Here is a 20,945-nt window from a genome sequence, read left to right as displayed (position 1 = left end):
CATTCAAAGCTCTAAAATTCATTGGATAGCATATTAATTAAGAGTTTAGAATTTGGGTTTTGAACAAGTTCCTCTTTTTGTGTTTTTGAAAGTGTTTTGATATAACGTTCAATGCGCATAGCCTTTCTTTTATTGCCCTTTATTTCCCAGCTTTGAGCAATTGAGAGAGGTTTGAAGCTTCTCGTATATTTACTTCCTTTGCCTGTAAGGTGTTCTAAAAACCGTTTTTCAAGATTATCTGTATATCCTGTGTAATAGCTTTGATTGCTACAGCGCAAAATATAAACCCAATAGATTTTTTCAGGCATGTTGCAGAATAGTTACTTAGATTTAACTTGGATGAATATATCGTGTTGTATATTACTAATCAAACATAGGGGAATAATTGGAGCTAGACACCCCCTTTTTTTGTCACAAATTCAAGAAAACATCTCATCCCAGGGTTTTGGTATATAAGATGGTGGGTTAGATCTTGCAGCGGTTCATCGCTTAACGTGGGTTCACCGAAAGTATTTTAGGCTTCTTTTACCTTGAAAAGCATGCTCACCATACTCTCTTTTGAGTCCCTTGCTTGAAGTATTAGCCGTGCAAGATTTCTAATCACGATTATAGAATAGCAAAAATAGTTATTTTCAACCGCTTTAAAAGCCCTTATTAGGGTAAACAAAAAGAAAAGATGGGATTTAATTTTTTTCACTCGTACTATTTATTTGAACTATCTTCCTGTTTTCTTCTAACAGTTTATTTTTTCTGTTCTATACTTGATTCACCCTATCAATAAAAGGAGATAATCATGAACAGGGACGATAAAGAACGCATGAATCAAAACCAGCAAGGTCAAGGTGGCCGCAATATGGGACAAAATCCCGATGAACGGAAACAAGCCCCTGGCCAAGGTGGTCAAAAACAAGGTCATCAACCTGGACAAGGTGAAAAGAAAGACCAACCAGGTCGATACCAACGTTAATTTCTTACACCACTAGAAGGGTTCTTCTAGTGGTTTTTTGAGTTTCTTTCCCAAAAGCCAATCCACATTCACCTCTAATTCATCGGCAATGGTTTGTAATGAATGTTTATTAATTTCAATGTCCTGCAAGACAGATTCTGTTTTAAACTTGGGAAGTTTAAATATTTTGGCACATGCGGAAATTCGCTCCGGTAAAACGATAGAAACTCCTATGGAATCTTTATTCGAATGTTCTGAGAGAAGACGATTAGGTATCATAAACCTCGGGTTCTTCGTTAGAATACAGGTGTCCAAATTAGTCCCTAACGAGTCAGTTGATAAATTAAAAGTGCTGCACGCAAAGAAGGTGGAAGCAGGGTGTTTTATTAAATGTTTGTTTAAATCGAGATAAGATTCGATATAATCATCAGCCGGAGAGGGGGAAACCTGCTCGAACTTTTGAGCTATAAGGGGAATGCCTCTGGGTTGCTCTAGCAAGTAGTGCTTGATTTCATGAATACGTGAAATGGGAACACGAATGGTTTTTGTCGCTTCGCCATATTTATTACTGCCTGCGGGACGTCCTGCTCCTACTCTTCTACCCCCACAACTCACTGCCCCCGTTGTTATAATTATTGTGACACTAATCAAATGATAGAGGGCGGTAAAGCGCGCTTGTAAATAGCGCAAATTGACCGTTTCTTATCAAAAATGTTTAAATATCTTGAATAATCAGTAAAAATTTTTTGATGACTTAACCCATTAACAATCTTAACTCAAAGAAACCCTTAGATAAGGTGATTGAAGCTTATAAATAATTCGATACACGAAAAGAGGGCTGGCTAAAAGTCGCTCTTATCACGTAATGGATTACCAATCATTTTTGGTGTCTTTATTAGGTCTGATATTTAAAATAATTGTTCCAGGTATTAGAAACGTTCATGTGGGGTTTGAGCTCTTTGATTCCCGGTCGGTATAATTACTGTGTAAACACACAGGTCTTTCTAAATGATAGTCATTTTCAGCTAATTCAGTGAGTTTTTTAGCTAAAGATTTGGTGTTATTTCCATAATTTAGGGTATCTTCTGAGCAGTTACTAAGAATTTCATGAAATTGATTATAGGCCTCCTGGCTACTGGGCATCGATAAATAATGTTGTGCCCAAAACAACAGCTCAAACTTCTCGTTTCTTAGTTGTCTTGCTTCGGCTTTGGATTCCTCCTGAATATTCTTATTCCACAGAATAAACAGATTTTTCGCTATACTTCTCGCAAGAGGGTCGTCGCGCCGAATATCATCTTCCAGTTTGATTCGGTATTGGCCAATAGCATCATACAACTTTCTGGTTTTGATGGTTAATTCTGACACCTCTTGATTGGCACTTGTAAAACTAACCAAAACACTGCTTAGGTTAGTTATATCATAACTATTACAGTTATTTTTAACTGGAATCCGGTTAGCCGTAATGATTTCTTGCATTTGCTCTTGAGTATGCCTGGCTTCTATATCCAGGTTTAGTGTTATCCGACCTAAATCGGTATGGCTGAAGGAAAGAAATTGTTTTCCACTCATATCGCCATTTTTATTAATATTTATTTTTGTACCGGGTATGTTTATATTGAGGTCGTATATACTAAGCTGGTTAAGTAACGTTTGACAGGCCCCTTCGTCAAGTAGTTCTGGATGGCTATCCGAATAGCTTATTTCTAAGCGCTCATCCGTTAACCGTAAGGAACTTGCATTTTCTACCATGTAATCAAAAGAATTTCCCAGACTTGGGTGGGGGGACAACTTTAATCCTGAAACTTGGCATAATTCTATCATTTCTTTAAGAATTGATAGTGCTGTCAGATGCTCTTCGTAATTCTGACTGTTGTAATACTCTTTTCTTACCTCAAATATATCCGACAGACGATAGCCTAAAGGTATGTTTAAAGAGCGCTTTTGACGGGATGAGTATTGCTCGTTTCTATTAAGTAGCTCGATAGCCCCGATGGTGTGTTTTACCCCTAATAAATCCCCCAATTTTTTATTTAACTGTTCCCACTCCCCACTTGTTTTTGAAAAACCAAAACTAATTTTATCTGTTTCTATATCTATAGGCGTCACCAAAAAATAATTCCCAAGCCCATCATCTTCAAATCTAAACGCATGAAGCGCTAGCCCTCCAGGAAATAAATCAGGGTTATTATCAACTAACTCCGATACTTCTGCGGCAAAACCCCTATTGTCTTCTGTGGTCAAGCCCACATTACACGAGAAAAGCTCTATGTCTGTTACCTGAGGATTTTGTTCTTTAAGCCTGATCAGAAACTCAAAAAATTCGTTAGAGGACTCGAAATCCCCAAAACCATTACGTCTCCCGTGCCCCATAAAGCTCACCCGAACTTGCTCTACTGGCAGTATAGGAACATCACCCCATTGGTATATGCTTGCTGCTTCTTGGAGTGGTAATAAGTCCAGCGTCTCGGGCTTTGCCATAACGACCATATCCTGATTTAATTTCTCAGCAATTTTTTGGTTATGCAGGAGATAATCGCTCTTTTGCTGATCCGTCGAAGTGGGTAAATGTATAAAAATGCGTCGCATAAATATCCCTATTAATGACATTATCTTAATATTAGTACATGCTGGGTTTAATACGCATATTTGATGTAGGCCAATGAGTTTATATTGATTATCGGGTTCATTTAGAAAAGCATTTAATTTTTGTAGGTATCTCGGTCTAGGCACTGAGATTCATTTTTGTTTACAAGGATGAGCAATTCTTCTTTTAATGAGGTTCTCCAAGAAAACAAATGGGTAAATCATTTTTATCCTTGTAAAAAAATAACACCAGGTTGATAGGGGGTATTTAAATCGGTAATGAGTTTAGAAGGTTTACGGACTCATTATAAATGGCTTTTGCTTTTACTAGAGGGTTAAAGGCGTAAATTCCTTAAACGTTTTCTGTAAGAAGTTGCACATCACTTGCCGCTTGATGCCTTTGGTCTTGTGATAAATTTAATTGAAGCAGTGAGCTTAAATCATAATGGGAAAGCAAGGGATAACAACTTCTCGCTAATTTTAGAGTTCAAAGCACTTTGGATTGGTAACCGATAGCCACATTGTTTAAATGCATTTTTTAAAAATCCATAATCAAATAGCGCATTGTGTGCTACCAAATACAATCATTCAGCAAAATCAAATAAATCAGAAGCAATGGCTTCAAAGGGAAGGGCAGATTTTACCTCTGGATTAGTAATCGTGATTTTCGGGTTAATCAAAGTAGCCCAAGTTTTTTCAATGCCTTTTTCGCTTAGTATGATAACAGCGAGTTCAATGATTTATCGCGTGTCACTTTTAGGCCAGTGGTTTCGATATCGATTACTGCCTATCGAAATGGAATGGACATACAACTTTACGATTAAAAAAAGAATACATTGTAATTAAAAAAAACTTCAAAAATAATCACCCAAATTAATTAATTCATATGTAAAACTATCGTTGTCCATGTCAGAGTCAATAAATTATCCTAGCCCATTATTGTCAATCAAGCTTTACCAATACTTCATGATTACTTAGCTATAATAAATTGAAAGTGTAATTATTTTACAAGTGATGAGATGGTATCTTCTATACATAATCAGCATAGACGTGAGTCTTTTTCAATTCAGAGAAAAATGCAAAGGATTATGACAAATATTTTATTTCCCACGATAAAACGAGATTGGTACGCCTTTAAGGGTTATAAAACCTTTGAAGAATATGCCGAAAGTATGTTTTCAAAGAAAGCTATTAATAATAATATAATAAAGAAAGGCTGGGAAAATATTAAAGCTGAACGTAATTTTGTTATGAGTCAGGATGTAAGAGGAAATTTTTGCAAATTAGATAGTATTAGCTTGTCTCCTATAAATAAAAATAACAAGCTTCCTGGGGCTGGAAAACACATTCTTAATTTCCTTGGAAGTCAGCAGTTTTACGAGGGATTTGTTCCCAGCATGATAAAACAACAAATAAAATCTGGAGCCACCATTCATGCGTTTAACTATCCAGGAATGTATAGCAGTACCGGAGAAGTTTTAGAGTTTAATGATTTGGTGAATTCAGGCATTGCCATGGTAAATGATTTACTGCAAAAAGGTATAAAACCTGACGATATCATACTTCAAGGCAATTGCATGAGGGCTGCAGTTGCAGAGGCGGTTGCTACCCAATTTAGAGCGCAGAATGTTCAACTACGAGTTGTAAATAGTAACAGTTTTAAATCTATGAAATCAGTTATTCTTGAAAAATATCATATACCTTCAATGTTAAGCAATCTTGTCGATAAATTATTAAATTATACAGGGTGGAAGATAACGCCTGGCAAACAACGGCAAGGGGAGCATTATAGCCCCTATCATATGATCTTAAGGAGAGCTGGAGATAAAACTATACCTCTAAGAAGTCAAATGTCTAGCTCAAAAAAATACAGTAATGGAAATGACAGTCCCTTCGAAAATTATAAAGAAGAATTTAAACAAAAATTAGAACCTCATTTAGAATTAAAACACGAAAATGCATTTCTTACAGAAGAGCAACGCAAAGCATCAGAAGAGCTTTCCAAGATATTGGGTTCCAAAGTAGTCAAAGATCCCCACCTTGCTCCTTCAGAGAGTATGTATTCTGCGCGGGATCAGACTAAGAACTTTTATGATATAATTAATACTTATCTGCAAATATCCGAAGAGTATATTGCTAATCATAAGCAAATTCTCCCTGCCGGGTATATCCCAACGGCTCCATTCATTTTAGAAACTGAAGAACAAGTCGTAAGCTATGAAGAAGAAAAAAAAATGTCGGCTTTAGTTGATGTTATTCAGGCATTGCATAATGACTACTATGAGGAAGAATCTGACAATAAATTAACAAGCTTTGAACGAAAAATTCAAGCTTTTGTTAATCATTCTTTTATATTATACCACCAGCTTTATAGTGGCAGTGTTGCCCATGATGGATTTAAGGAATACAGTAATTTTAGTCTTGCTATTTCTCGCATTGAAAAATTAGGATCCAATACGATTACGGCTTTGTCTGATGTTCTAGAGGAACACATTAGTAATAAAATGAAACCTAATTCTTATAATCAATTTATGGTAGACCTTTTATTAACCTATCTAGCTCCAGAAAGGATGGAAAAAAAATCACATGCCACACGAGAAGATTTACAATTTTTAATAGGAACACTAAGAACGCTCAATACTGAGCTACAAATTAATACCACTGTTTCGCATCATCAAGCTATATAGTCGAGATATGGGTTGAATTATACATCTGGGTAAAGCGAATTGATTCATTTGTTGACAAGAAAAGACTATTATAGCTTATTTGTGTGATTCATAGAGCGATCGCAAAAAACAGATCTTGAAGAGTTTTACGCTATTACAGATTTATCTGACTTTGAAACTCTTAGAGAAGAGCTAGCTCAATGGCAATTTTTTTATAACTGACAGCGTCCTCATGGTTCACTAAGAGGAAAACCTCCCTCGGCTATCGTAGCTGAATTAGCGAAATAACTCCCTTCAGTGAAGAGGTGAGTAATAACTATAGAATAGACAATGAACGCATCCAAATAGCCAATTATCATGCAGATTTGATTATGAAAAAATTGAAATGATCTCTATGAATCACACAGTTTATGTGTACAGCATAGTTGTACTATTGGTGAGGTATTAAATATTTTTTGGCATGGATGAATAATAAAACTTGCTAAAAACATTAGATAACAACTATCCTTAACGAGTGGTACCATTTTCGAATGGTATGGAATTGTACCGAATAGTTACTATTACTCTTTGTCTATCTTTTCCCTTATATCTTGCCATGCTTGGTGAATTTCGGCTAATAAAGTATTGGCTTGGGTTAGTAAATTAACATCATTATCTAGGTTGGCTTTTAACAAAATTCTTTGAATATATTCATAAAGTCTATCAAGATTTGCAGCAATTTCCCCACCGTTTTCATGATCAAGACTGCTTCGAAGCCCTTCAATGATACTGATCGACTTACTGATATGTTCCCCTTTTTCACTGATTTGATTGCGTTGAATATTGCCTTGCGCTGTTGCGATATGAGAGCGTGCGCCTTGAAGCAATAAATGAATTAATTCATGGGGGCTCGCCGTATCAATTCGAGTTTGGAGCTCTATGGATTTATATTGCTCAAGCGCTTGTTGGTACGGTATTTTCATGGCTATTTCCTATTTAATTGCGGTAAATTGGCAAGTTGTTGACTTAAAAAGTCACTGGTACCCTGCATTCTTACTAAAAGCGAATCCAGCGCAACAAATTGTTTCGTATAGCGTTTAGTAAGTATTTCTGCCCTCATTTCAAGTTGTTCACGCTCTTTTGCAATTCCTTCAACCCGTTTATCCAATTGTGCAGTACGGGTAGAAAATTCACCGTTTTTCTCATCCAAATAGATTTTTAGTAAATCATTAAATTTCGCGGCCAAACCGTCGGTGACAGTAATTTTTCCTCGAGAGCCTGTTCCTCCGGCAAGGATATCTACTGCAAGACCTTTAAAATTATCAGTTCCTGACAAAGTCAGGCCATCACTGGAGGAAGCATAGACGCCTCCAATTTTCCCTGATAAGTCAACTCCCGGAGTGAAACTGTCTACTACGAGATCGTAGCTGCCAGCTTTAACGGTTGTACCTACTGATTTTATGCGAACATTGCCATCAGTTGCTGTGGCTGTTTTGGCCAAAAGAGTCCCAATATCGTTATAGTGATTATCAAGAGCCTCGGTAAACTTGGTGTCATTAATCACAAGAAGACCTTTTTCATTGGTTGTGATGCCAATGTCTGCCAAGGAACGAATTGCATTACCAGATTCACCTACAGGTTCACTAATCAATTTACTAAGATTTAATTTAAGGCTACGAATACCGGTATCACTTTGCATCAGCCCACCTTTTTTGGTTGCTGAATTATAAGAGGTTAATGAATTAATGGTTGTAATAGTGTCGTTATATTGTTTAACGAATTCATTGACCATTGCTTTGAGTTGATTTGTATCTTTCTCAATTCTTAAATCAACAAGAGTACCTGGTTGGGCTTTCTTCAGATTAAGGGTAATACCTGCAATCGCATCTTTAAGCTGGTTACTGCTTTGCGTTAATAAAAGCCCATTGATCATCACCTCACTATTTTTAGCCTCTACCGTTTGAGTTAACGAATTAATACCTGTAGTCGGGTCGTAGGCAAGGGCAGATAATCCAGCGGTATCATTATTAGTCCCATCATCATCGACAACGGTAATTTTCATAGCCATTGCCTTGCCTGTTTCAGGGCTTAATAAAGTCAGGCGTGCCCCTTGTCCGTCTTGAATAATACTTGCTTGCACACCGGAGTTACTATTGTTTATCGCATCTCTAATTGCTGTTAACGTATTGGAGCCTGGAGCTATGTTAATTGTCACTGGGTCTTTATCGGGATTAGCAGTAAAGCTGCTGTAATCTGCACTATAAGTGCCAAAATCGATGGTGATACTACCGCTGCCTATCGTGGATGTTGAACTGGCAAAGGCAGTTGTTGCTAAATTTTGTTTTGTGGCAAGCTGATTGACTTCAATTTGATAGGCTCCTGAGGCCGCCTCTTTGCCAATGATGGCAGCAAGGATGCTTTCATCACTTACTGTACTTTTCATTGAATAGACTTGAGAAATATCAGCCAACTTGGCCATGGTAGTCTGCATTTTGGCAAGGCTACTTTTTATCATCCCTAATGCTGACAGCTGCGTTGAAAAATTAGCTTCCTGCTTGTTTAATCTGTTCTGGGCTGGCGTTAAATCTGCTTTTACCAGTGCTTCTACGATTGCTTTAATATCAAGGCCTGAACCGACTGATGAGACTGCCACGATAATGTCCTTATTCTGTTGTAAGCCATACTGGATGTATTGTCTCGTGGAGAGTTACGGCCACATCCATTCCTAATTAACCTGTAACTAGTTGCCGAAGTGCTGTACTCAAACATGCTTATCAATAGAGCCACTAATCATTTCATCAATTAATGATAACAATTGCAAGTACTCGTCTGCAGGTATTTTACGAATGACTTCTTCGGATAATTTATCGGTAACAATCGCTTGTAAAATGCCAGTCACTTCATCAACTGAATATTTAGTATCAGCAGCTTTTGGCGTTGTCGAGGTAGGCCCTTTGTTGAACTCCATTTTCTCGCTGCTTATTTTATTAGATTCAAACGAAATCGCGTTTGGTTTCTGTAGTTCAATATCCATGACAACAAACCTCCTCTATGCCACCAATTTTGAAGGCATACACAAAAAAACACCATGCGGTTGAAGCCCGCATGGTGTGTACTTACTATCCAAGCAAAGACAACACAGACTGTGGCAAACTATTCGCTTGGGCAAGCATGGCAGTACCAGCTTGTTGCAGAATTTGCCCTTTAGTCAGGTTGGCTGTTTCTGCTGCAAAGTCAGCATCTTGAATTCGGCTTCGTGCAGCAGACAGGTTTTCTGATACGTTCTGCAGGTTCGCAATGGTTGATTCAAATCGGTTTTGCAGGGCACCCATTGCGGCGCGGTTAGAGCTCACGGAAGAAAGCGCTGAGTCTAAACGCAGGATGGCGGTTTGTGCGCCATCAACAGTACTTACGTCAAGGGTATCAATACCACTTGCATCTCTGGCGATTGAGGCAGAAAGACCTATGGTGGCAACTGTACCGCCGATGGAGATACTGTCGGTAGCACTCAGTGTAAGATTACCACGTAGGACACCATCAAAATCACCACCCGTTACAGTGATACCATCTGTACCAGCGGTGAAACCAGTACCACTTTCAGTCACATCAATGTTACGGCCATCACTCGCTGTGAGTGTGAGGTCACCGCCATTTAAGCTGGCTATTACTCCAGTTTGGCTGCTAGCGGAGTTAATTGCATCACGCAGTTGGGTATTAGTTAACGCCGTAGATACATCTTCGTTGGTAAAGATGGCCACACCATTAATTGACAAGTTATAAGTATCTGCTGCAGTACCACCAATAGCACCTAATGTTTGTGTACCAGAAGTAGATGCCGTTACTGACAGTCCTGCAATACCTGCATCGTTGATAGCAGCCGCTTTGGCATAGGCAGAAGTAGCATCTTGGAAAGCATTGCCTGTAAAGCCAGCACTGGAATTAATTGTAGATGCGGCACCACCACCCACAGCTATAGTAATGTCAGTCGCTGCTGCTGCAGAGACTTCCGTTCCGACTTCTTGCGCAATACCTCCGATAGAAGACGATTTAATACTACCCACTGCGAAAGTGATAGTTTGGTTAGCATTTGCCCCGACCTGGAAGCTGGCACTTGAGAACGAGCCATCAAGGATCCGCTGGCCGTTAAACTCGGTGTTTGTAGCAATCCTGTCAAGCTCGCTCTTTAATTGGTCAACCTCCTCCTGAATGGCTTGACGGTCACCGGAGTTGTTAGTTGAGTTTGCTGATTGCAATGCCAATTCCCGCATACGTTGCAAAATATTGGTTGTTTCCTGCATCGCACCTTCAGCAGTTTGTGATAATGAAATACCATCGTTCGCATTACGGATGGCCTGATTCATACCCCGAACTTGGGCAGTCATACGTTCAGAAATAGAGAGACCGGCTGCGTCGTCCTTTGCACTGTTAATGCGCAATCCTGATGAAAGACGTTGGATCGCTAATTGCATTGTTTTTTGTGAGCCGTTTAAGTTACGTTGCGCATTAAGCGACATCACGTTTGTATTAATCACTTGAGCCATGACTAAAATCTCCTCGAACCTGAATCCCTGGATGTGGGATTTACCTTATTATCGATAAATCGTTTTGTTATTAAATTTATCGAACCCATCGTTTTTATCGGAAATAAGGAAAAAAACTTTAGGGTTTAACTCGATTTTTTACACAAAAAATGAGATAAAAAGTGAGATTTATTATGCTGTTAATTTAATGGTCATTTAGCATTATTTTGGATAATTTTGTTAACGCAGCGCAATAAAAACAAGCGCTTAAATTAAATTCAGGTTATACTATTGCGCTAAAAAACTGGTGGATTTTGTTATGAGTTGGCTAAAAAAATTATTACCTTCGAAAATTAGGACTGAAACCTCTCAAAAAAAGGGGGTTCCTGAGGGACTTTGGGTTAAATGTTTAGGTTGTAGCTCTGTACTTTATCGTAGTGAATTAGTAAAAAATCTTTCTGTTTGCCCTAATTGTAATCATCACCATCGACTGTTGGCACGTGAACGAATTGCACAGTTTCTTGACGAGGCAGGCCAAGAGGAAATCGCTGCCCATTTAGAGCCTATTGATCGTTTAAAATTCAAAGATTCCAAAAAATATAAAGATAGAATCAGCCAAGCTCAAAAGGCAACTGGCGAAAAAGAAGCATTGATAGTGGTGAAAGGAACTTTAAAACGACAGCCTGTTGTCGTAAGTGCGTTTGAATTTAATTTTATGGGCGGATCCATGGGGGCTACTGTTGGCGAAAAATTTGTCCGGGCAGTCGATGCGGCTACCACTGAAAGACGCCCCTATATTTGTTTTACCGCAAGCGGCGGTGCCCGTATGCAAGAAGGACTTTTTTCATTAATGCAGATGGCTAAGACATCGGCAGCCCTTGCACGATTTCAGGATACAGGCTTACCCTTTATTGTCGTTCTAACCGATCCCACAATGGGTGGTGTTTCTGCCAGTTTTGCCAGTCTCGGCGACATTATTATTGCTGAACCCAATGCGCTCATTGGTTTTGCCGGACCGAGAGTCATCGAACAAACGGTAAGACAGACTTTACCAGAAGGATTTCAACGCAGTGAGTTCTTACTTGAACATGGTCATATCGATATGATTGTAGAGCGTAAAAATTTACGTTCTACCATTGCAGAGTTCATTGCAAAACTTTCACATCGAGATTCAGTTGACACGTTTGATGAAGCAATATAAACATTTTACCGTAAGAGAATGGTTGTGTTATCTTGAAACGCGCCATCAACAAGAGATTCAGCTAGGATTAGAGCGTATTAAAAAAGTTGCTGAATCTCTTGATTTACTACAATTACCAACGAAAGTAGTTTCTATTGCAGGTACGAATGGCAAGGGCTCTGTTGTCGCTGCACTTGAAGCGATTTACAAAACGGCTGGTTTTCAAGTGGCCAGTTATACCTCACCTCATGTAGTTTCATTCAATGAACGCATAAAAATTAACCAGAAACCCATTACAGATAGCGAGTTAGCTGAAGGTTTTTGTACCATAGAAGAAGGAAGGGGTTCAGTTTTTCTAACCTATTTTGAAATGGCAACACTGGCGGCATTATGGTATTTCAAGAAGTATCCTATTGATATTTTACTTCTTGAGGTAGGTCTTGGGGGACGCCTTGACGCAACCAATATTATTGATTCTGACTTAGCAATTATTACAACAATTGATTTGGATCACCAGGAATACTTAGGAAATGATAAAGAATCAATAGGTTATGAAAAGGCAGGTATTTTGCGGCATGCAAAACCAGTTGTTTACGCCGATAAAAATCCTCCAAAAAGTGTTATAAATACAGCCTCATCTCTCAATTGTCCACTTCATAGGCTCGGTATCGCTTATGATTATCAGCAGGATGATAAAATGCTTGAAGTTAGGGTAGAGGGTGATCAGGTTATTCGGTTAAAACGTCCCGTACTTCATGCAAATTCCATTGCAGCCGCTGTCATGGCTACCCATTGTTTGCAACCTGTGTTACCAGTGAGTTCTTCCTGTGTTGTCGATAGTCTAAATAATTTGTTTTTACCAGGGCGGTTACAGCTTATAAACGGCAAAGTCGCTACATTACTCGATGTTTCACACAATCCGCAGGCGGTTAATTATCTTGCAAGTTATCTTAAAAATTTGCATTGGAAGGGCGCTATTCACGCCGTTTTTTCAGCCTTAGAAGATAAAAATATTCCCGCATTAATCGAGCCCCTATTTGAGATAGTTGAGCACTGGTATCCTTGCCTTTTAACAGGAAAGCGGGCTGCGAAGGAGGAACAATTTGGCGCAGCCTTTCGTATTTATGATATAGTACCATTTTGCTATGCGAATCCTCTGCTGGCATACCAGGCTGCTTGCAATGGTGCTAGCATAGGTGATTTAATCGTAGTTTATGGTTCATTTTTTACTGTAGGGCAAGTACTGCCTGCTGTATGTAATACCAACCAGAGCTGAGGAGAGATGATGAAACTAGTGATGGATGAGCGTGTAAAGCATCGGCTTATAGGTCTTGCTGTTATTTTATCTATAGCTGCTATTTTTGCACCCGCAATAATAAAAAAATCCAATCAACGCATTGATGATAACGTTAGTGTTTCTGTTAAGCTACCACCCAAGCCAATTCCACCCAAGGTGGCGATGCCTGATGAACAGGAAATGTTTAAAACGGTTAAAGTCGCGCACGTAGAAATTCCGGATATTCCCAAAGAGACAGCGGGGCCAGCACTTGCAAAAGCAGAATCCCTCAGTCAATTAAATGATGTTAAAGAAGCAGTTGGGCCTATGGTGGCTAAAGCGAAAGTCCAGCCAACCCAGGTTGCTAAACAAAAATCAACTGTCGTTGCAGCAGCTACCAAAAAAGTAACAACTTCAACTGTTACACCTAAAAGGGTTTCTGTGGCTGCAAAAAGTAAGCCTGCAGCAAAATCTGTCCAGGTAGCCAAATCGAGAGTACAAACGCCTATTGTAAAAGATTTGTATGCTGTGCAGCTGGCAACTTTCTCAAAGCAAAAAAATGCCGATGCCCTGGTTTCGAAATTAAGGTCAAAAGGATATAAAGCAAGCTATAACCGGGTAAGCACGCCTCAAGGAATGGTTTATAAAGTTATTGTTGGCCAAGGTCGTCCAAAAGATCAAGCAAAACTATTACAACAACAACTCGCAAGTGTTATGCAAATTAAAGGATTTATTGTCACTACAGGGGTCAGTTAAGCATGCAATGGGTTGATTTGCTAATTATTGCAGTTATTGGCTTATCTGTTTTAACTGGCCTTATCCGTGGCTTTATAAAAGAATTAATTGCGCTTGCAGTCTGGGTTTTAGCCATTTGGCTTGCCTTTAGTTATTCGCAAAGTTTAGATCCCTGGCTACAAAAATACATCCAGGATAAAACAGCAAGAACAGCTACCGCATTTATTGTAATATTAATAGCCACATTAATTGCCGGTGGTATCATCAATGCATTTTTAAGCTTTATTTTGAAACGCTCAGGACTAAGCGGTACCGACCGAATGCTTGGTATGGGGTTTGGTTTTGTCCGAGGTGTTTTCATTGTAGCATTGATTATGCTGGTTGTTAGGATGACCTCCTTGCCTTATCAAGAATATGCAAGCCATTCAACCCTTTATGCCAAATTCGAGCCTGTTGTAACTTGGCTTTATGATTTGATGCCGGAATTTGTAAAACAAATTAAAGTTTTTGATCATTCGTTACCCTTGCCCTCCACGAGCTCAGATATTCAACAGCCTGCTCATGCAACGTCTCAAGCTGATGGGCAAATTTCCTTGCAGGCACAGCCAAATAAAGAAAGCATATTGGCAAGCCCCGAGGACTTTGAGCTTTCCGATACTTAAATTAAAATATACTTGCTATTATTTCTGCATAGATGAAAGTCTTCCGGCTTACCCCGACTCGTCCTTGGTATCCAGAGGATCAAACCTCATCACTTTATGTTACCATTCGGTACTCTAAACTTATATAAATTATTTTTTTGAATATAATCCAGCACTTTTTTAGGAATGCAATCTGAAACATCACCATTTTTAGCCAATTGATGCCTCAACCAGGTAGAGGAAATGTTGAAATCTCCAGCGTTATGACGATAAATTAAGCCTGAGGGGTGTATTTTAATGGCTTTGTCGTTATGCACTTCATGAGCAAGTAACACTTGGTTTATTTCTTCTGGAAGATTAATATCACAGGTACCTGGGCGCTGTATAATTAGCAGGTTGGCGAGCGATAATAACTTTTCCCATTGATACCATTTGGGAAGTTGAAGAAAAGTATCTAATCCCATCAACAATGTTATTGCTATTTTTTCTCCAAGTTTTTGGCGAAAGTGCTCTAAAGTAGAGACCATGTAAGAGGGGGAATCCCGAGTAACTTCAGATAAGTCAATGGTAAAGTTGCTGTCCTTTTTTTTCAGAGCAAGCTCCAACATTTCAATTCGTTGGGTTGCAGTTGCAACTGCTTTATCTTTGAGTACGGGGGTTTTGCAGGGCAGGAATATGAATTGATCAAAGTGAAAATAGTTCTGAATATTATTTGCGACGTTTAGATGTCCATTATGAACAGGATCAAAAGTACCGCCGTAAATGATTATATTATCCAAGATGACCTACTTTTTTACCCAGGCAGAGGGAAAGGGCAACTCTCTCTAAACCGGGCCAAATTTGACTATTTTGATTTGATTTTATCTGTTCATCAACCATTTTACAAAACCGCAATAACTGCATAAGAAGCTCTTTCGATAACCGTTTAATAGCTGGCTGATATAACTTGCTTTTTTGTGCCCATATTTTTAGCTGAGTACAGGCGGTGGAAAAAGGAATTGATTGCTCAGTAATTTCGATCAGTTGCAATAAATAACGTATATCTTGTGCTAATAACCATAAAATAAGTGTGGGTTCTGTATTGCTATCGTGGGCATAACGAAGATGCTGAATAACTTTATTAGCATCTTGTAATAAACAGGCGTCACTTAACTCATATAATTGATAATTACATTGATCAATCAGTTGTTCCTTGGCTGTGGTAAGCGTTAACACAGATTCATCAGCAATTAGATGAATTTTTTCTACAGCCTGTGCACAGGCTAGCATATTGCCTTGCGTGTATTGATAAATCAGTGCCGGAAGCTCTGCTTCAAATTTTATTCCTCGTGTTACCAATTGTTCTTTAATCCATTGCTGCGTGGCCATACTATTTAAAGGCTGAGCTTGAATAACATGAATCGCTTTATGGTTAGTAAAACTTTGCAATTGTTTGGTTGTCAAATTAGGAGAGCGAACAAGAAGCAAACAGGAAGGATTTATATTCTGAATGTAGTTAGAAATAAAATGTTTGCCTGTTGCATCTAATGTTTGCTTTTCATAACGAACATCTAGCAATGTAAAGGAAGAAAATAGCGAGTAGCTATTCGCTTTTTCCTCAACAAGACCCCAATCTGAGGGAGAATTGATATCGATTACTGATTGCTCTGTATCCGTGTTTTGTTGTTGCCAGCGGTGTTTAATTGTGGTGGCAGCTTCCGTTAATAAAAAATGATCTTGGCCAAAAAGGATGTAAATCGCAGCAAAAGGGTTGCGACTAAGATAGTTATCTAAAGCCTGTTGTTTGATAAGCATACTATTTAATTATTTTTCGTCTTTGCTAAAACGTAACTATTCTTTGCCTGGCTTAGGCGATTAACAATCTGCATCGCGGCATCAGCCCGCATCTCATTTTTCAACAATGTTTCTTCTGCATCAGAACCTAAGATTCTGTCATTATTAATAGTAATTTGTCGAGTTACAAATACATGCGCTGAAGAGATTATAGGTTTACCTTTTATCTGCACTAAAGAGAACTGTACTTCATAGGTTAATAAATATTGTCTGGGTGCTGTGCTTGCACTTATATTAGTAATTTCTTGCCTGTAGCTGTCTTTTTCAATAATCAACAAATAACTTGCTTGCGCCGGATTCTCAATCACGGAAAGATTATACCCTTCCAATTGATCTTTAATTCGATTTTGAAGATCCTCGTGGGCATCTTTTATAACAATTGCAATGTTGTTAAGCCAAGAAGGCAAATCGGCCATTCCACGTAAGTGAAAACCACAGCTGACTAATAAACTAATTAATAAACACAGCAGAAAACGTTTCATCATGGCTAGATAACCAGGTTGATTAATTGGCGATGGGCAACTACCACTGCTTTTTTAACCGGTTTTTCCTCAAGGAAGTTGTTAACATGCTGCTTGGCCAACTCGATCAATTCGTTTTCACCCGTATCACTACTTGCCGTGAATTGTGCACGTAGTTTCCCGTTAACTTGAACTACGAAATCCAGTTCATCAGTTTTTAAAGCACTTTTATCTACTTTTGGCCATGAAGCATCAATAATAGCTTTCTCGAAACCAAGCTGCTGCCATAAATGATGGCAAATATGAGGGGTTATAGGGGCTAGTAAACGAAGGAGAATACTCATTCCTGAGTGTAGGAAATACTTGTCTTCTTCCGTTTCGACCTGATAAGAAGAAAGTTCATTGAAGAGTTTCATACACCCAGAAACAACGGTATTAAATTGATGACGCTCATAGTCCATGCTCGCCTGCGACAAAATTTGGTGAACTACCAGACGAGATTTTTTAAGACGTGAGGAGGTCTGTTGCCAGTCAATGTGGCCATTGCCGCATAAAATGGTATCGTTGATCTCTATAAGGAGTTGTTGGTATTGATAGGCAAATGCCCAAATGCGCTTTAGAAAGCGATGAGCACCCTCTACGGCTGCATCAGACCATTCCAGCGATTGTTCAGGTGGGGCTGCAAACATTACAAACAAGCGAGCGGTATCAGCACCATAGGTATCAATGAGATGATTAGGGTCGACCACATTACCTAGGGATTTGGACATCTTATGGCCGTCTTTGAGAACCATACCCTGCGTTAACAAGGCCTTAAAGGGCTCATCGGAGTTCACCAGGCCTTCATCACGCATGAGTTTATGAAAAAAGCGGGCGTAAAGTAAGTGCATTACTGCATGCTCAATACCACCAATATATTGATCAACAGGTGTCCAATATTTTGCTCGGTCATCCAACATCGCATTATCCTGACCTTTGCAGGCAAAACGGGCGTAATACCAGGAAGATTCAACAAAAGTATCGAAGGTATCTGTTTCACGACTGGCTTCTTCACCGCATTTTGGGCAAGTTGTCTGAACAAATTCACTACATTGAGCAAGAGGGGAGCCACTGCCGGTTAACTGTACATCATAAGGCAATGTCACTGGTAAATCTTCTTCAGGAACAGGAACTATTCCACATTCGTCACAGATAATCATGGGGATAGGGGTTCCCCAATAGCGTTGGCGAGAAACTCCCCAGTCTCTTAAGCGGTAGTTAATCGTCATTTTACCCGCATCATGATGCTCAAGATAGTTAGCGATTTCTTTTGTTGCCTCAGCTGACGTAAGGCCATCAAACTGGCCTGAATGGATTAATTTTCCTTCTTGGGTGAAGGCTGATTTTGTGTAATCGTGTTTACTGCCATCCAGCGGAATGATTACTTCTTTAAGGGGCAGGTTGTACTTTTGCGCAAACTCCCAATCGCGCTGATCATGGGCAGGGACTGCCATAACAGCCCCAGAGCCGTATTGCATCAATACGAAGTTGGCTATCCAGATAGGTATTTCCTGGCCAGTCACAGGATGAATTGCCGTCATTCCTGTAGCAATCCCTCGTTTTTCCATAGTTGCTATGTCCGCCTCAGCCATGCGAACTCCCTGGCAGCTGGCAATGAAATCTTGAATATCTGAGTTATTTGTAGCGACTTCTTTAGCAAGAGGATGATCAGGTGCTACAGCAAGATAAGTTACACCCATTAAAGTATCTGGGCGGGTAGTATAAATTTTGAGACGCTTAGGAAAATTGGTTACCTTAAAGCTGATTTCACAGCCTTCCGAACGCCCAATCCAATTTCTTTGCATTTGTTTGACTTGAGCGGGCCACTCATCAAGAATGTCAAGATCATTTAATAATTCATCGGCATAGGCGGTAATTTTAATAAACCATTGAGAAATCTCACGCCGCTCAACCAAAGCGCCAGAGCGCCAACCGCGGCCATCGACAACCTGTTCATTCGCCAGTACTGTTTGGTCGACAGGATCCCAGTTAACCACTGCATTTTTCTTATAAACAAGACCTTTTTCAAATAACTGAATAAAGAACCATTGTTCCCAGCGGTAATAGTCAGGATCGCAAGTAGCAATTTCACGCTTCCAATCGTAGGCATTCCCTAGGCGTAGGAATTGTTCTTTCATTGAAGCAATATTCTTTTGGGTCCATTCAGCAGGGTGTATACCATGTTTGATCGCTGCATTTTCAGCGGGTAAACCAAAAGCATCCCAGCCGATAGGTTGTAAAACATTTTTTCCCAAAGCACGTTGATAGCGGGCTATCACATCCCCTAAGGTATAGTTTCTAACATGTCCCATATGTAATGTACCACTTGGGTAAGGGAACATGGATAAGCAGTAAAATTTTTCCTTATTTAAGTCTTCAGAAACATTAAATGATTGTTTTTTTTGCCAATATTGCTGAGCTTGTTCTTCAACTTCACACGGTTTATAGCTGTTATCCATAGTTACTTATTAATATTACAGTAGGGCTGGTAAGGATAGCGTCTCTTGTGCTTTGCAGCAATAGTTAATGATTTGGTTTGGATATAAATATACAATAAAAGCTATAAAAAAGAACAATTGTTAAACAAAAAAAGAGGGTGGGTTTATCGCCAAAGACCACCCAAAAAGTAGTTCCACGCATTGGTAGTAATGTTGCTTTAAGCGTGCCAGCACTAAAGGCAGGTAAAGAAGCAACCAGCTCACCCTGATTGTCAATGAGTGAGGATAATCCGTCATTATTTGCGACCACCTGATATCGTCCTGTTTGAAGGGAGCGCACTTGAGCCATTTGCAATTGCTGGTACATTGCCAATGAATGCCCAAACCAGCCATCATCGCTAATTGAAACAATCCATTCTGCGCTAGGTAATTGTTGACGCAGCAAATCGCCGTAGGCAAGCTCATAACAAATTAAAGTAGCAATAGAATGTTTCTGCACTTTTACCAGTGGTTGATTTGTTTGACCGGGAACAAGATTAGCATCAGGGACAGCTAACCATTCACTAATCGTTTGCAGTGCTGAAGGGATATACTCACCAAACGGTACAAGATGTTGTTTAAGATAAGAGCCTTTTGCCCTACCCAAACTAATTAACGCATTGTAATAAGAATTTTCATCGTGCCGGGTAGGTTTGGGAATGCCTAACAAGATAGCGCTGCCAGAGTCTTTGGCCTTCTGATGTAGATTTTGAAGAAAATCTTCAATATAACTTGGTGGCAATGGAATAGCTGATTCTGGCATAACGATTAACTGTGTACCCAGCAATTTTTCAGTTTCAGTTTGATAATGTTGCAGTAATTGCCAGAATAAATTCTCATCCCATTTATCACGCATGGATAAATTGGCTTGAATAACGCTGACTGAAAGAGGTTGTGCAGTTTGTGAAGACCAGTTTATAAACTTAAAAACATAAGGAGATAAAAGTAGGATGACAAAAATAATTTGTACACCGTAGCGTTTGATTCCAGTAAATTGCATGCTTACTGCAAGTAAAGAAGCAGCGAGGCAAGTTAAAAAACCTACTCCAAATACACCCAGTACAGGAAGAAGAAACTTGCTGGGTGCATCAAACTGTCCAAATCCCAAGAGAAGCCATGGAAAACCACTAAACAATGTTGCGCGTAAATATTCAAATAAAATCCACAGCGCGCTAAATAAAAAACAAGAATAGACAGGCAGGCGTGGGCTGGCCAGTTTCTTAAAAACGCCCACCATCAATGCGGGGAATAACGAGAGGTAAAGAAGAAAAAATAATGTAATCAGTGCTGATATGAGGCTATTAAGGTGGCCATATTCATGAATACTGACATAGACCCAGGAAATACCCAGGCCAAAATATCCCAAGCCATAAAAAAGCCCATTTAAAACAGGATGAGGGGTTTGTGGATTGGTAAGTTGTGCATAAAAAAATGCGATACTTAGAATGGCTGCGCCAGGGATATGAAAAGGTGCAAAGCCTAACGGTAGCATTAAGCCAACAAAAAAAGCGCGCAGAAGGTGGGCATAATTAATTGTTTTTGCCGAAATTAACGACAGCTTTTGAACTGAAGCAATTTGATTCATAGATTTATGCGCTTTAACTTA

At 39.3% G+C, this 20,945-nt stretch carries 18 protein-coding genes and 1 pseudogene; 7 read left to right on the top strand and 12 right to left on the bottom strand.

Going from position 1 to position 20,945, the window contains the following annotated elements; all coding sequences use genetic code 11:
- Nucleotides 1-11 precede the first annotated feature (11 nt).
- Nucleotides 12-308, bottom strand: coding sequence for a GIY-YIG nuclease family protein (locus tag Ljam_RS04400; protein ID WP_058448912.1), 297 nt, complete (start codon nucleotides 306-308; stop codon nucleotides 12-14).
- A 485-nt stretch (nucleotides 309-793) separates the two neighbouring features.
- Between Ljam_RS04400 and Ljam_RS15130 the strand changes: the two genes are divergently transcribed.
- The gene (locus Ljam_RS15130) at nucleotides 794-967 is read left to right on the top strand and encodes a hypothetical protein (RefSeq protein WP_156411911.1); all 174 of its coding nucleotides are present in this window, start codon (nucleotides 794-796) and stop codon (nucleotides 965-967) included.
- Between the two features lie 12 nt (nucleotides 968-979).
- Here Ljam_RS15130 and Ljam_RS15465 read toward each other — a convergent pair whose 3' ends face one another.
- Nucleotides 980-1,636: a hypothetical protein gene (locus tag Ljam_RS15465; RefSeq protein ID WP_058448911.1), complete on the bottom strand. Its 657-nt coding sequence runs from the start codon at nucleotides 1,634-1,636 to the stop codon at nucleotides 980-982.
- Between the two features lie 249 nt (nucleotides 1,637-1,885).
- Nucleotides 1,886-3,535 (bottom strand): hypothetical protein, encoded by a 1,650-nt coding sequence (locus Ljam_RS04390; protein ID WP_058448910.1) that lies wholly within the window; start codon nucleotides 3,533-3,535, stop codon nucleotides 1,886-1,888.
- 1,016 nt (nucleotides 3,536-4,551) lie between these two features.
- Here Ljam_RS04390 and sdbB point away from each other — a divergent pair.
- Nucleotides 4,552-6,219: a Dot/Icm T4SS effector alpha/beta hydrolase gene (gene sdbB / locus Ljam_RS04385; protein ID WP_338011347.1), complete on the top strand. Its 1,668-nt coding sequence runs from the start codon at nucleotides 4,552-4,554 to the stop codon at nucleotides 6,217-6,219.
- A 90-nt stretch (nucleotides 6,220-6,309) separates the two neighbouring features.
- Nucleotides 6,310-6,587: pseudogene (locus Ljam_RS15635) on the top strand (integrase core domain-containing protein); the annotation flags it as partial.
- A gap of 171 nt (nucleotides 6,588-6,758) precedes the next feature.
- Here the strand turns inward: Ljam_RS15635 and fliS are convergent.
- From fliS to Ljam_RS04365, 4 genes are all read right to left on the bottom strand, one after another.
- Nucleotides 6,759-7,160 (bottom strand): flagellar export chaperone FliS, encoded by a 402-nt coding sequence (gene fliS, locus Ljam_RS04380; protein WP_058448908.1) that lies wholly within the window; start codon nucleotides 7,158-7,160, stop codon nucleotides 6,759-6,761.
- Between the two features lie 2 nt (nucleotides 7,161-7,162).
- On the bottom strand, nucleotides 7,163-8,830 hold the full coding sequence (gene fliD / locus Ljam_RS04375) for a flagellar filament capping protein FliD (protein ID WP_238583692.1): 1,668 nt from the start codon (nucleotides 8,828-8,830) through the stop codon (nucleotides 7,163-7,165).
- Nucleotides 8,831-8,938: 108 nt separating this feature from the next.
- Complete coding sequence (locus tag Ljam_RS04370; RefSeq protein WP_058448906.1) at nucleotides 8,939-9,211, bottom strand: flagellar protein FlaG; 273 nt, start codon at nucleotides 9,209-9,211, stop codon at nucleotides 8,939-8,941.
- Nucleotides 9,212-9,296: 85 nt separating this feature from the next.
- Complete coding sequence (locus Ljam_RS04365; RefSeq protein ID WP_058448905.1) at nucleotides 9,297-10,718, bottom strand: flagellin N-terminal helical domain-containing protein; 1,422 nt, start codon at nucleotides 10,716-10,718, stop codon at nucleotides 9,297-9,299.
- 298 nt (nucleotides 10,719-11,016) lie between these two features.
- On the opposite strand from Ljam_RS04365, the gene accD reads away from it, so the two are divergent.
- Genes accD through Ljam_RS04345 form a run of 4 tightly spaced genes read left to right on the top strand, consistent with a single transcriptional unit; the run spans nucleotide 11,017 to nucleotide 14,550 of the window.
- Nucleotides 11,017-11,898 (top strand): acetyl-CoA carboxylase, carboxyltransferase subunit beta, encoded by an 882-nt coding sequence (gene accD, locus Ljam_RS04360; RefSeq protein ID WP_058448904.1) that lies wholly within the window; start codon nucleotides 11,017-11,019, stop codon nucleotides 11,896-11,898.
- Entirely contained in the window at nucleotides 11,885-13,153 is a 1,269-nt protein-coding gene (folC, locus tag Ljam_RS04355) for a bifunctional tetrahydrofolate synthase/dihydrofolate synthase (RefSeq protein WP_058448903.1), read from the top strand. Before accD ends, folC begins: the two co-directional genes overlap by 14 nt.
- Before the next feature lie 6 nt (nucleotides 13,154-13,159).
- Nucleotides 13,160-13,909 carry an SPOR domain-containing protein gene (locus Ljam_RS04350; RefSeq protein ID WP_238583691.1) on the top strand — a complete coding sequence of 250 codons (750 nt, stop codon included), beginning with the start codon at nucleotides 13,160-13,162 and terminating at the stop codon, nucleotides 13,907-13,909.
- Nucleotides 13,910-13,911: 2 nt separating this feature from the next.
- Entirely contained in the window at nucleotides 13,912-14,550 is a 639-nt protein-coding gene (locus Ljam_RS04345; RefSeq protein WP_082651572.1) for a CvpA family protein, read from the top strand.
- A gap of 89 nt (nucleotides 14,551-14,639) precedes the next feature.
- On the opposite strand, the gene nadD is transcribed toward Ljam_RS04345, so the two are convergent.
- From nadD to lnt, 5 genes are all read right to left on the bottom strand, one after another.
- Nucleotides 14,640-15,308, bottom strand: a complete 669-nt coding sequence (gene nadD, locus Ljam_RS04340) for a nicotinate-nucleotide adenylyltransferase (protein ID WP_058448901.1) — start codon at nucleotides 15,306-15,308, stop codon at nucleotides 14,640-14,642.
- Nucleotides 15,301-16,323: a DNA polymerase III subunit delta gene (holA, locus tag Ljam_RS04335; RefSeq protein ID WP_058448900.1), complete on the bottom strand. Its 1,023-nt coding sequence runs from the start codon at nucleotides 16,321-16,323 to the stop codon at nucleotides 15,301-15,303. Before holA ends, nadD begins: the two co-directional genes overlap by 8 nt.
- A gap of 5 nt (nucleotides 16,324-16,328) precedes the next feature.
- On the bottom strand, nucleotides 16,329-16,847 hold the full coding sequence (locus Ljam_RS04330) for an LPS-assembly lipoprotein LptE (RefSeq protein ID WP_058448899.1): 519 nt from the start codon (nucleotides 16,845-16,847) through the stop codon (nucleotides 16,329-16,331).
- 2 nt (nucleotides 16,848-16,849) lie between these two features.
- Nucleotides 16,850-19,321, bottom strand: a complete 2,472-nt coding sequence (gene leuS, locus Ljam_RS04325) for a leucine--tRNA ligase (protein ID WP_058448898.1) — start codon at nucleotides 19,319-19,321, stop codon at nucleotides 16,850-16,852.
- Between the two features lie 64 nt (nucleotides 19,322-19,385).
- Nucleotides 19,386-20,924: an apolipoprotein N-acyltransferase gene (lnt, locus tag Ljam_RS04320; protein ID WP_058448897.1), complete on the bottom strand. Its 1,539-nt coding sequence runs from the start codon at nucleotides 20,922-20,924 to the stop codon at nucleotides 19,386-19,388.
- Nucleotides 20,925-20,945 lie beyond the last annotated feature (21 nt).

Source organism: Legionella jamestowniensis, assembly GCF_001467745.1.
GTDB classification, from domain to species: Bacteria; Pseudomonadota; Gammaproteobacteria; order Legionellales; family Legionellaceae; genus Tatlockia; species Tatlockia jamestowniensis.
This window is presented reverse-complemented; position numbering and strand designations above follow the sequence as displayed.